Here is a 12,162-nt window from a genome sequence, read left to right as displayed (position 1 = left end):
GACGATGACAGGGAGCCTCCCTACAGTAAGGGCACGAACGCAACGACGTTCGCCTTTGTTCTGGGAGGATCTTTTGAACAAGCTGCTTCTCGCGGCGCTGGTTTCTGGCGCCCTTTCCATGCCCGCCTTCGCTGCCGACTATACCATTCTGGCGCCCGCCGCGCCCGGCGGTGGCTGGGACCAGACCGCCCGCACCATGCAGGAAGCTTTCACCGCCGAAGGCATTTCGGGCAATGTGCAGGTCACCAACGTTCCCGGCGCCGGCGGCACGATCGGCCTTGCCCAGTTTGCCAATCAGGATGCGGGCAACCCCAATGCCCTGATCGTTGGCGGCTATGTCATGGTCGGCGCCATCCTGACCAATATGTCGCCCGTGACCCTTGCCGACGTGACCCCCATCGCCCGCCTCACCGGTGAAGCCGTCGCTATCGTCGTGCCGGCCGCTTCCGACATCCAGACGCTCGACGACCTCGTCGCCAAGCTGAAGGAAAACACCGGCGCCGTCTCCTGGGCTGGCGGTTCGGCTGGTGGCGTTGACCACATCACCGCGGGCCTCATTGCCAAGACCATTGGCGTCGATCCGACCCAGGTCAACTACATCGCCTATTCCGGCGGTGGCGAAGCCCTTGCGGCCATTCTCGGCGGCCAGGTGACGGTCGGCATTTCCGGCATCAGCGAATTTGCTTCGCAGATCCAGGCCGGCGAGCTGCGTCTCCTCGCCGTCTCGTCCGACGAACGCGTGCCGGGCGTCGATGGTCCGACCCTCAAGGAAGCCGGCATTGATCTGGCCGTGCAGAACTGGCGCATGGTTGCCGCCGCTCCCGGCATCACGCCCGAGCAGAAGGCCGCCATCACCGCCGACGTCAAGGCGCTGGCCACCTCCGCCTCGTGGAAGGCTGCGCTCGAAACCAAGGGCTGGGTCGATACCTATCTCGACGGCGAAGCCTTCGATACGCAGCTTGCTGCCGATATCGCTGCGACTGAAACCATCCTGAAAGACATCGGCCTCGTTCAATGAGCGTAGGTCAATCCAACAGCACGCGCCGCCCCGATGGGGCGGCGCTCGTCATAGCGGTCATCCTTGCCGCCATTTCGATCATCATCTTCTGGCAGACGAGCCAGATGCGCGTGCCGCCCATCCAGCAGCGCGTCGGCCCGACCGTCTTCCCCTATATCGTCGCGGCCGGCCTCGGCCTTCTGGCCATCGGCACGCTGATCTCGGCTCTGCGCAACGGCTTCCCGGCCCGCAGCAAGGACGATTACGGCCCGATCGCCTGGATCATCGGCGGCCTTGTGGCGCAGATCCTGCTGCTCTCGACGGCTGGCTTTTCGGTGGCAACGGGCGTGCTCTTTGCGCTGACCGCCAAGGGATTTGGCCGCGGTCCGCTCTGGCAGACCATTCCGATCGGCGTGATCTTTTCTTTCATCGTCTGGTTCATTTTCGCGCGCGGCTTGCAACTCTCGCTGCCCATGGGACCGGTGGAACGCTTCATCGTGACGGGGAGCTTCTAAGTGAATACCTTTGAACTTCTCGGCCAGGGCCTGATCGCCGCGCTGCAGGTGCAGAACCTGATCTATGCGCTGATCGGTGTGACCCTCGGCACCGCCGTCGGCGTCCTCCCCGGTATTGGCCCGGCGCTGACCGTCGCGCTGCTTTTGCCGGTCACCTACAATCTCGACCCGGCCGGTTCGCTCATCATGTTCGCTGGCATCTATTATGGCGGCATGTATGGCGGCTCGACGACGTCGATCCTGCTTAACACGCCCGGCGAAAGCGCCTCTATCGTCACAGCGCTCGAAGGCAACAAGATGGCCCGGCAGGGCAGGGGCGGCCCCGCTCTTGCGACCGCTGCCATCGGGTCATTCATTGCCGGCCTGATCGCGACGCTGGGCCTCGCTTTCATCGCGCCCTTCGTGGTGAAATTCGCGCTGTCCTTCGGCCCGGCCGATTATTTCGCGCTGATGATCCTCGCCTTCGTCACGGTCTCTGCTGCCTTCGGGGACAGTCCGCTCCGTGGTCTGACGGCGCTGTTCATCGGTCTCGGGCTCGGCATTATCGGCATCGACCAGCAGACCGGCCAGACGCGTCTTGCTTTCGGCGTTCTGGACCTGCTCGATGGTATCGAAGTCACGACGCTCGCCGTCGCACTCTTTGCCATCGGCGAGACGCTGAAGACCGCTGCCGATCGCGAACAGGTGGAAGCCTCGGTCATGGCCGTCAAGGGCTCGGTCTGGATGACGCTCGAAGACTGGAAGCGCTCGTGGGGTTCCTGGCTGCGCGGCACCTTTATCGGCTTCCCCATCGGCGCCATGCCGGCCGGTGGCGCCGATATCGCGAGCTTCCTTTCCTATAGCGCCGAAAAGAGCTTTGCCAAAAAGCCCGAAGAGTTCGGCCATGGTGCCATTGAGGGCGTTGCGGGTCCCGAAGCGGCCAACAATGCTTCGGCTGCCGGTACGCTCGTGCCGCTCCTGACCCTCGGCCTGCCGACCACGGCGACCGCCGCGATCATGCTCGCCGGTTTCCAGCAGTTTGGCCTGCAGCCGGGCCCCCTGCTGTTCGCCAACAATGCCTCGCTCGTATGGGCTTTGATCGCCAGCCTCCTCATTGCCAATTTCATGCTGCTGGTGCTCAACCTGCCGCTGATCGGGCTCTGGGTAAAGCTGCTGACCATTCCCAAGCCATGGCTCTATGCCGGTATTCTGGTCTTCGCGACGCTCGGCACCTTGGGCGCCAATGGGGCGATGTCCATGGGCTTTGGTTCGGTGCGTATCTCGTTCGAACTGGTGTTGCTGCTAGTCTTCGGCGTCCTTGGCTATCTTCTCCGCCGCTTCGGCTATCCGATAGCGCCGGTCGTGGTGGGGCTCATCCTTGGCCCCATGGCCGAGCAGCAATTGCGCCGTGCCCTCTCGATCAGCCAGGGCGACCCGGCAGTGCTGTTCCACTCGCCCATCTCGCTCGTGCTCTACGCCGTTGCGATCATCGCAGTGCTGCTGCCCATGATCATGCGCATGCGTGGCAAGGGCGCAGTGCTCGGACAATTGGCGAGCGACGAAGACTGAGGTCTCGATTATTCGCTGAGACTTTCCCACACTCGATTGTCACCCCGGCTTTAGGCCGGGGCCCATCCCGAGATCTCAAGATGGGTCCCGGCCTTCGCCGGGGTGACATCCGATGGACTGGAAATTCGCTCCAGCCATGCAGCCCGCGCATGAACAAAGCCCAAAAATAGAAAAAGCCCGGAGGCCAGGGAGGGAAACTGGCATCCGGGCTTTTGTGTCGGCTTCTAGCGCATCAGACCGCTAGGCATTTTGGGGGGCAAAACGCCGGGAGGGAGCAGCGGCCCGCGCGGCTGTTATCGGCCGATCGAGCGGAAGGCGGTGGGTTCGATACCGAGGGCCGACAGGTGCTTCGCCTTGGGCGCCCGGCCGGCCTCAACTGCTGCCGAAACCGCTGCGGCGCTGCCGAAAACGGTGACGAAGGTGTCGAGGGTCGCAAAGAACTTGTTCTTGCGGGGGGTGCTCATGGTGGTCTCCTCTGTCGGACCCGGGACGATCCCGGCTCGCTTCCATGACACCTAAATGATCTCTCCTCGGCTCAAGCGGTAGTGCGGCTCTCGTTATTCCAGCCATGCGCTGGGCGAATGGGAGCGGCAGGGGCGAGCTGGCGCGTCAGGTAGAGCGTTGTGCCGCCCATGAAGGCTTCGCTCTGTTCCACCACGTAGCCGAGCTTCTGGTAGAGTGCGACATTGCTGGCAAAGGCCGCATTGGTCAGGAGGCGCAGAGCGCCGAGCCCGGCATGGCGCGCAAGCTGTTCGGCCAGCACCAGCAGTGCCTGGCCGTGGCCGCGGCGCTGGTGGTGCGGGTGCACGGCGACGTTCTCGATCCAGAGATGGTCGGCGCAAAGGCAGGTCTGCAGCACGCCGGCCACCTGTCCGTCCACGGTGAGCAGGTCGAAGCGGAAATCGTGGATGGCCTCGGCATAGTCGGCGAGCATGGGACGCGGCTCGCGGCCGATAATGGGGATCCATTTTGCGTAGGAGGCGCGAACGAGCGCGCGAATGGAGGGAACGTCTGCCGCGGTGGCCGTTCTGAAGGCGACGAAATGAGGAGGCATCACTAATCCGAAAACAAAAAACCTGCCAACCGGGCGGAGGCAGGTATGCGTTGAGTCGATGACGGCGTGATAAAACTCAGCCTTTTCGTCGCCCAGGCGCAAAGCCCCCGTCCACATGGGACCGGAAGCCACAACGTCGGAGTTTGGGCGCGGGATGCATCATGACAAATAATTGTCGCGGCGCGGGTTTTTGGTCAAGGGGGACGACCGTAGCCCTCATGGTGAGGTGCGTAGCGTAGCGAAGCCTCGAACCACGGGGGCGTGACACTGCAATATCGGGGCACACCCTCCTGGTTCGAGGCCTTGCAAGTGCAAGGCACTTCACCATGAGGGTTACTGCGCTAGCTGAAGGTAATCAGCCGCCGAGGCTCGGCAGCGTCAGATCGCCCGAGGTCAGTTTGCTCGCCGTAATGGCGGCATCGGCCTTTTCGCGCGGCAGTTCGAGGCTGGTCCAGACGCTCACCAGCGCATGGCGTAGTTCGAACACCATTTCGTCGGTATGGAGCGGGGTGGGGGTGATGCGCAGCCGTTCGGTGCCCTTGGGAACCGTCGGGTAGTTGATCGGCTGGATATAGATATTGTGCTTTTCAAGCAGCATGTCGCTGGCGGCCTTCACCGCACGCGCATCGCCCACGATCAGCGGCACGATATGTGTGGAAGTCTCCATCACCGGCAGGCCGGCATCGGCAAGGATTGCCTTGGTCAGCCGCGCCTGGCGCTGGTGCATCATACGCTCGTGACCATTGCCCTTGAGGTGCTCGATGGAGGCACGCGCCGCAGCACAAAGCGCCGGGGGCAGGGCGGTGGTAAAGATGAATTCGGGCGCATAGGAGCGCACGGCATCGATGATCGCCTTGTTGGCGGCGATATAGCCGCCCATGACGCCAAAACCCTTGGCGAGCGTGCCTTCGATGACATCGATACGGTCCATCAGGCCTTCGCGCTCGGCAATGCCGCCGCCGCGCGGGCCATACATGCCCACGGCATGGACTTCGTCGATATAGGTCAGTGCCCCAAACTCTTCGGCGAGGTCGCAGATTTCCTTGATCGGGGCGATGTCGCCATCCATCGAATAGACGGATTCAAAGGCAATCAGCTTCGGTCGCTTGCGATCGACCTGGCTCAGCAGTTCGCGCAGATGCGAGACGTCATTGTGCCGGAAAATCTTCTTTTCCATGCCCGACTGGCGCACACCCTGGATCATCGAGGCGTGGTTGAGCTGGTCGGAAAAAATAATGCAATCGGGCAGGAGCCGGGCAATGGTCGAGATCGCGGCTTCGTTCGACACAAAGCCCGAAGTGAAGACCAAGGCTGCTTCCTTGCGGTGCAGGTCGGCGAGCGACCGCTCGAGCTCGACCAGCGGGCGATTGGTGCCCGAAATATTGCGCGTGCCACCGGCGCCGACGCCCATGGAGCCGGCCGTATCCTGCATGGCGCGCACGACCTTTTCGTGCTGGCCCATGCCCAGATAGTCGTTGGAGCACCAGATGGTGATCTCGCGGGCATTGTCCGCGTCGTCGCGATAGATGGCCTTAGGAAAACGCCCGGCGACGCGTTCGAGATCGGCAAAAACGCGATAGCGCTTTTCCGCCCGCAGCGTGTCCACTGCATCCTCGAAGATACCGCGATAGTCCATGGGGCCGTTCCTTTACGCCTGCCGCGGGCCCGGCAGGGAATGCCGCTGCGGCTGCATGACACCCTACATATTGGGGCGGCAACCGCTTTGATATAGGTCAATTCGACGCGCAACCGGAGAGTCTCCGGCGGTGATTTCAAGAACCATTCTAAAGTTTTGCGACGGTTCTGCCAACTGCAGATCTCTGCATCCCCGACTTTGCGGACTGTGACGGTGCCCCGTCGGTTCAGACGGGGACCGGGACCGGAAATAATGTCACAGAAGCAACAAATCGCGCGTTTTGCGCCCCGGCGCATTAACCGGGCCGGTTCCAAGTCATTGCCGGCTAATAAAGAGTGCGCTTAGATCACTATGCCGGGGGGATACGGCATGAGGGGGTAATCAAGTGAAGAGTTTTTCGTCTTCTTCTTTTGCAGGCCAGCACTCCGACGCATTGGCCCTCGCTAGCGCCGCCGTAAAGCGCGATCCACAGGCCCTGTTCACCGATTTCCAGTGGTTCCTGTATCAAGGCCAGGACACGGTCTTTTTTACCGCCTTTTCGACCCAGAGTTACGACAAGGAGAGCCTCGGGAATGTCGTGGCCGAAATGGTGGCCCTTGCACCGCAGCTCACCCACGGCTTTGTCGGCGCCCAGCCCGGCCAGCCTTTCCCCAAACACCTGCTCGACGCCATTACCTCGGTCGAAGTGGTCGACGAATTCGACGGCTATCCCGACAAGTGGCTGAGCAAGTCCCACGACATTTTTGAGCGCGGGGATCTGCCGCTCTTTCGCCTGATGGTAGCAGTGCGCCGGGGTGGCCCGGATGCAGAGGGTCGCGCCTCGATCCTGCAGGTGCGCTCGAGCCATGCGCTGCTCGAAGGCTCGGATTCTGCGCTCCTCACCCGTTCCGCTTCGGCAGGGCACGGTGTCCAGTCGGACAAAGGCAACAAGTTGCCGCTCTTTGATCGGATCAAGAGCGCTTTCCGCGGCGGCATGACGGCATTCATCTATCTCGTGCTCGCCAATGTCTTCGCGCCCCCCGAGCAGCCCTGGGGTTTCAAGACCCTTGCCATCGAGCGCCATCGCCTGCGTCAGCTTGCCAACAAGCTCGGCGTGCGCCAGCGCTCGCTGATGTTCGCGCTCGTCACCCATGCGCTCAATGGCGAGGGGGCGGAAAAGCACATGAGCAAGAAGGTAATCGGCGCGGCCTATACCATGCTCGACACCAAGCGGAACAATACCGACGACGACTTCTTCCGCGTCCGGGCGCTCGAAGCCAAGTTCAAGGTGATGGACGATTTCGTCGCCTATGTCCGCGCCGTCGACGACACCGTGGCCGGCATCGAACAGAAGGATATTACCTCCTTCCAGGTGGTGATCATGTCGATGTTCCGGGCCATGCGCGCGCTCAATCGCGTATTCCCTGGCCTCCCCAACAAGCGCTTCTGGCGCTTTAACGGCGGCATGCACATCGTGCTCACGCTGGTTCCGCCGCACCGCACCTATGGGCCCATGACCCATGGCATGGTCGAGCCGCTCTATTGCGGCGCCTGGCACGCAGCTGTGAACATCTGCACCTTCTGCCCCGGCCGCGATTACGTGACGCTGAATTTCTCCATGGAGCAGCGCCACATCGCCAATGTCGAAAAGATTTTGCGCCTGCTCGACGAAGTGGAAGCCCGCGACGTGGCCCCGCACAAGATGGCGCCGTCGGTAGAGCGTCTGCGCTGAGCGAACCAATGCAGGGCATCGAACTGTCGCGCCGCTTTTATGGCGATATCGTCGCGCCCTGGCTTTCCCGCGTCGCGCCCGACCTGCCGCATTCCGCTGCGCTCATCGGCTACGGCTCGGAACTGCTGGGTTTTGATGACGAGATCTCCCGGGACCACAATTGGGGGCCGCGGGTCCATCTCTATCTCGACGCGCGCGATTTCGCGGCTCACGCCGCCCGCCTGCTGGCCGATTTCGCCGCGGTAGTGCCCGAAACCTTCCTCGGCGAACCTGCCGGTTGGCGCAGCCGTCCGCATCCTGCCGCCAATGGCCCCGATGCCGTCGGTGCCATGGAGCATGGGCTGGAGTTTCACACTTTTGAGGGCCGCTTGCAGGCCCATACCGGCCTTCGCTCGCTCGAAAATCTCACTTCACTCGATTGGCTGGGTCTGCCCGAACAAAGCCTCCTCGCCTTCACCGCAGGCGCCGTTTTTCGCGACGATGGCGGGCGGCTCGAAGCCCTGCGCAAAACCCTTGCCTATTTTCCGCGCGATGTCTGGCTTTACAAGATCGCCTGCCAGTGGCGTCGCATTGCCGAGGAACAGGCTTTTGTCGGCCGTGCCGGGCAGGCCGGTGACGATCTCGGCTCCCGCGTCATCGCCGCACGATTGTGCCGCGACGTGATGGCCATGGGTTTCCTGCTGGAGCGGCGCTATGCGCCCTATCCCAAATGGTTCGGCACCGGCTTTGCTCGACTGCCCATCGCCAGCACCCTCACTCCGCATCTCGAAGCAGCCTTGCGGGCTGATGCATGGAAAGAAAGGGGCGAGGCCCTCGCCGGAGCCTATCTGGCGCTGGCGCAGTGGCAGAGGGCGCACGACATTGCGCCATTCGAACCTGTAGTCGGGCCCTATTTCGACCGGCCCTTCACCACCATCAATACCGACGACGCTGTCGCCAGCGCCATGGCGGCCATTGCTGATCCCGAGATCGCCGCGCTCCCGGTCATCGGAGCAATCGACCAACTCAGCGACCTGACGCCGCTCCTGACCGATCCGGGCAAGACGCGTGCCGTTATCAGGCAGGTACTGGGCGACGAGGCGAACTGAAGCCGTCAATACGTCCGGTCCTATTCATCCATCGTTCAGTATCTTTCCCTCATCACGCTCCTGCCGTAATGAAGATCAATCAAAGGCCACTGTTCAGATTCCTTCGGGGGAAAACATGAAGACCAAGGTTCTCGTCGCGCTTGCTGCCACTCTGGCACTTTCTGCCTGCACCACCACCAATCCCTATACTGGCCAGTCCCAGCTTTCCAACACCGCCGGCGGCACGCTGCTCGGCGCTGGCGGCGGTGCCATTGCCGGTGCCATCGTTGGCGCAGCGGTTGGCGGCGACCCGCGCGTCGGCGCGCTGATCGGCGCTGGTGTCGGCGGCCTCAGTGGCGCTGCCATTGGTTCCTATATGGACCAGCAGGAAGCTGAACTCCGCGCCCAGCTCCAGGGTACCGGCGTTTCCGTGACCCGCGTTGGCGATCAGGTCATTCTCAACATGCCGTCCAACATCACCTTCGCCACCGACCAGTCGACGGTGCAGCCGCAGTTCAACCAGACGCTGGTTTCCGTCGGCCTTGTGCTGCGCAAGTTCGACAAGACCATTGTCGATGTCTATGGCCACACCGACTCCACCGGTAGCGCTGCGCACAATCTCGAGCTCAGCCAGCGTCGCGCCGTTTCGGTCGCCACCATCCTTGCCAATCAGGGCATCGACCAGCGCCGCTTCTTCATCGAAGGCAAGGGCGCCTCAAGCCCGATCGCTTCCAACGCCACCGAAGCCGGCCGCGCTCAGAACCGCCGCGTCGAAATCCAGATTTCGCCTATTCGCGGCTAAGTCGGTTTTTTTTTTGGATCAGAAGCGGCCCTCCCGGGCCGCTTTTTTATTGCGTGGTGGTTTCGGTCACCGGTGCCGCAGTCGGCGATCCCGGCTGCACGGCAGTGCCCGGCGCACCCGAAAAGATCTGCATCGCGAGGACAATGGCCGCAACAACGACAATCGCGACGACCCCATAAAGCCACCACTGGGCCGGGCTGGTGCCGCCCATGGCAGCTTCGATATCGCCGGTCGGTCGCAGATCAGAGCCATCGGGCACATCGATCTTCGAGCCCTTTTCGTCGACCATAAAATCCACCTTGGCGACGCTGGGCGCCGGCCCGTCCTTGTCATTGGCCATCAGTAATCTCCCTTGAAAGCGGTTTCCGTCCCCACCCCATTCTGCACGCCTTGATGCACATGGGCGATAGCCTCGTCTATCTCGCCCGAAGTGAACCCGAATTCACGGCCCTCGGCCGCGGCACCGGCCGCATCGGCCCTCAATTGTTGCAGGAGGTCGAGCTTTTCGCGCGCGGTGAAAAGGCTGTGCTGGGCAATCTGCATCGGGGTCAGGTTGTCCCGGCTCATGATCTCTTCTTCAAGATTGCCGAAAACCATTTTTCCGTCCTCGTCTCATGCGCTTAAGGCCCTCAAGGAAAAATGCCTGTCGCAGACGACAGTTCCATTGGAGACGAATTGGCAAGGGTAGGGATTAACGCCGCCTTGAGAGGTCCTTGCGCATCATTCCGCTCGGCGGGGGGCGCTGATGAACACAATTATATCGTTTCTCATATCGGCAAGGCACCAGAATAAGGTCAAGTCGGTGCTCTGGCTCGTCTGCTTCCTTGCGCTTCTGTCGGGCAGCGCCTGCTTCATCCTGCGCGAACTGCATGTCAGCATGAATGCCGAAGTCGCGCGGGTCATGCAGACCTATACGCGCGTGCGCACCAATGTGCTCTCGACCCTCGACATCATGGACCAGCAACTTACCGCCAATCCCTGCTCGGCCGAATATGCCGCCCAGCAGCGCCGCGTCGCCTTTCTGCCCGACGGCATGAACGAGCTGTTCTTCTTCGAGAGCGGCAAGGTCATCTGCACCGCCAATAACGGGTTGTTGCCCAAGCCGATCGATCTCGGCGAACCCGATATTCTCCCTGCCAATGGCTTCAGCGTTACCCTTTGGCTCAATCGCAATCTCGAAGAGCTCGGCCTTGGGGGGCTCAAGGGGTCCTTTGCCGTGCGGGGCAATCACGGCATGGTCGTGCCGACGACGCCGGTGGAAGCGACCGCGTCGAAATGGCTGCAATTCGAAGTGGTGATCCGGGCCCAAGACGGGCGCTGGTGGCATGCTTCAGGTGAGCCCGGCCTTTATGCCGCCAGCATCACCGAACCCGATGGCCCCATGGGCCTGCGCGACGGAGCCCTTACCACCACTCAATGCGACCCGGCGGGTCTTCACTGCGTCGCTGCCCGTACCACGATCGGACAATTGCTAGGCCTTGGCGGGGTCGTCGCCGCGCTCAGCCTCATCGTCTGCGCCATTGTCTCGGCCTGGCTCTCGAGCAAGCTCTATGCATTGCTCGCGCGTCACTGGTCCTTCGAATCCCGCTTCCTCCGCCGCTTCCAGTCGCGCGGGGTCGCCTGCGCCTATCAGCCCCTGCTCGATCTCGAAAAGGACTTCGTCACCGGCTGCGAGGTTCTTGCCCGCTGGCACGATGTCGATGGCACAATGATCTATCCCGATCGCTTCATTCCCATTGTCGAAGAGCATGGCCTGACCCAGCCCTTCACGCGCCTCATCGTCGAGCGCGCCCATGCCGAACTGCTGCCGCTCGTGCCTCTGGGCAAGCGCATGCAGGTCAATTTCAATATCTTTCCGCGCGATCTCGATGCTGCCGTGCTGCTCGATATTTTCGCGCCCTTCCTCGCCTCTGGCTCGCACTTCGATCTGACCATCGAGATCGTCGAAACCGGCGCCCTCGAACTGGAGACGGCCCAAGGCGAAATCGAGCGCCTGCGCGATGCAGGCGCGCACATCTATATCGACGATTTTGGCGCCGGCTATTCGTCTATGCACACCCTGGCTGGTCTCTCCGTCGACGGGGTCAAGCTCGACCGCAGCTTTGCCATGGCACCCGATGAATCGGTCATGGCCCGCATGCTCGATCACGCCATCGACATGGTGCAGGATTCGGGCCGCAAGATCGTCGTCGAAGGCGTCGAAACCGCGGCGCGCCTCAGCGAACTCAAGGCCTCAGGCAAGGTTCACTTCGCTCAGGGCTACTATATTTCCCGCCCGCTCGACCGCGAGGCCTTTGCCCGCTTCATCGCCGAGCGCGGCCCGCGCCCCAGCGCCAAACCCAGATTGGTTGCCTGATCACATTTGTTTCAGGCCGGGCAACCGCTTCGCGTCACGCTGCGTTGCTCGGCCATGGACAAACCCAGGAGGACCGAAATGGCCTATGATGACGTTCGCAAGGCAGACGCCGACATCAAGGAAACCCACGACCTGATCGCTTCCGACAAGGTGGAAGGCACCAAGGTCTACGACCCCATGGGCGAGCATATCGGCTCGATCGAACGCATTCTCGTTGAGAAGCGCTCGGGTCAGGTTTCTTATGCGGTGCTGAGCTTCGGCGGCTTCCTCGGCATGGGGCACGAGCACTATCCGTTGCCTTGGTCGAAGCTGAACTATGACGAAAGCCTCGGCGGCTACCGCGTCGATGTGACCAAGGATCAGCTCGAAGGCGCCCCGCGCTATGAACGCGAAGAAGACGACTACTTTACCGAAGAAAACGGTCGTCGCGTCTACGACTATTATGGCGTAACGCCCTACTGGATCTGACCTTTCCG

The 12,162-nt window shown here is 62.1% G+C and carries 13 protein-coding genes; 8 read left to right on the top strand and 5 right to left on the bottom strand.

What is annotated here, in order from left to right; translation table 11 throughout:
• Positions 1–118: 118 nt before the first annotated feature.
• From J7557_RS12095 to J7557_RS12085, 3 genes are read left to right on the top strand one after another with little or no spacing between them, the layout of a single operon-like run.
• Positions 119–1,018, top strand: coding sequence for a tripartite tricarboxylate transporter substrate binding protein (locus J7557_RS12095; protein WP_291420365.1), 900 nt, complete (start codon positions 119–121; stop codon positions 1,016–1,018).
• Positions 1,015–1,512, top strand: a complete 498-nt coding sequence (locus J7557_RS12090; RefSeq protein WP_291420315.1) for a tripartite tricarboxylate transporter TctB family protein — start codon at positions 1,015–1,017, stop codon at positions 1,510–1,512. Before J7557_RS12095 ends, J7557_RS12090 begins: the two co-directional genes overlap by 4 nt.
• A complete protein-coding gene (locus J7557_RS12085) occupies positions 1,513–3,060 on the top strand; it encodes a tripartite tricarboxylate transporter permease (RefSeq protein ID WP_291420314.1) in 1,548 nt (515 codons plus the stop codon).
• A 293-nt stretch (positions 3,061–3,353) separates the two neighbouring features.
• On the opposite strand, the gene J7557_RS12080 is transcribed toward J7557_RS12085, so the two are convergent.
• From J7557_RS12080 to hemA, 3 genes are all read right to left on the bottom strand, one after another.
• Positions 3,354–3,524 (bottom strand): hypothetical protein, encoded by a 171-nt coding sequence (locus tag J7557_RS12080; RefSeq protein WP_291420313.1) that lies wholly within the window; start codon positions 3,522–3,524, stop codon positions 3,354–3,356.
• A 71-nt stretch (positions 3,525–3,595) separates the two neighbouring features.
• Positions 3,596–4,114, bottom strand: a complete 519-nt coding sequence (locus J7557_RS12075; protein ID WP_291420312.1) for a GNAT family N-acetyltransferase — start codon at positions 4,112–4,114, stop codon at positions 3,596–3,598.
• Between the two features lie 355 nt (positions 4,115–4,469).
• Entirely contained in the window at positions 4,470–5,750 is a 1,281-nt protein-coding gene (gene hemA / locus J7557_RS12070; RefSeq protein WP_367272888.1) for a 5-aminolevulinate synthase, read from the bottom strand.
• Between the two features lie 385 nt (positions 5,751–6,135).
• On the opposite strand from hemA, the gene J7557_RS12065 reads away from it, so the two are divergent.
• The 3 genes from J7557_RS12065 (at position 6,136) to J7557_RS12055 (ending at position 9,330) form a co-directional block, all read left to right on the top strand.
• Positions 6,136–7,461 carry a hypothetical protein gene (locus tag J7557_RS12065; protein ID WP_291420311.1) on the top strand — a complete coding sequence of 442 codons (1,326 nt, stop codon included), beginning with the start codon at positions 6,136–6,138 and terminating at the stop codon, positions 7,459–7,461.
• An 8-nt stretch (positions 7,462–7,469) separates the two neighbouring features.
• Entirely contained in the window at positions 7,470–8,549 is a 1,080-nt protein-coding gene (locus tag J7557_RS12060) for a DUF4037 domain-containing protein (protein ID WP_291420310.1), read from the top strand.
• Between the two features lie 115 nt (positions 8,550–8,664).
• Positions 8,665–9,330 carry an OmpA family protein gene (locus J7557_RS12055; RefSeq protein WP_291420309.1) on the top strand — a complete coding sequence of 222 codons (666 nt, stop codon included), beginning with the start codon at positions 8,665–8,667 and terminating at the stop codon, positions 9,328–9,330.
• Positions 9,331–9,376: 46 nt separating this feature from the next.
• Here the strand turns inward: J7557_RS12055 and J7557_RS12050 are convergent, their stop codons facing one another.
• Together J7557_RS12050 and J7557_RS12045 are read right to left on the bottom strand one after the other, a co-directional pair.
• A complete protein-coding gene (locus tag J7557_RS12050) occupies positions 9,377–9,670 on the bottom strand; it encodes a hypothetical protein (RefSeq protein ID WP_291420308.1) in 294 nt (97 codons plus the stop codon).
• Entirely contained in the window at positions 9,670–9,927 is a 258-nt protein-coding gene (locus J7557_RS12045; protein ID WP_291420307.1) for a hypothetical protein, read from the bottom strand. Before J7557_RS12045 ends, J7557_RS12050 begins: the two co-directional genes overlap by 1 nt.
• Before the next feature lie 148 nt (positions 9,928–10,075).
• Here J7557_RS12045 and J7557_RS12040 point away from each other — a divergent pair, with 148 nt between their 5' ends.
• Positions 10,076–11,686: an EAL domain-containing protein gene (locus J7557_RS12040; RefSeq protein ID WP_291420306.1), complete on the top strand. Its 1,611-nt coding sequence runs from the start codon at positions 10,076–10,078 to the stop codon at positions 11,684–11,686.
• A gap of 78 nt (positions 11,687–11,764) precedes the next feature.
• Entirely contained in the window at positions 11,765–12,154 is a 390-nt protein-coding gene (locus tag J7557_RS12035) for a PRC-barrel domain-containing protein (RefSeq protein ID WP_035082688.1), read from the top strand.
• Positions 12,155–12,162 lie beyond the last annotated feature (8 nt).

Origin of the sequence: Devosia sp. (assembly GCF_017744655.1) — a bacterium.
Lineage (GTDB): Bacteria > Pseudomonadota > Alphaproteobacteria > Rhizobiales > Devosiaceae > Devosia.
The sequence above is the reverse complement of the archived record's forward strand: the minus strand, read 5'-3'. Positions and strand labels throughout refer to the sequence as shown.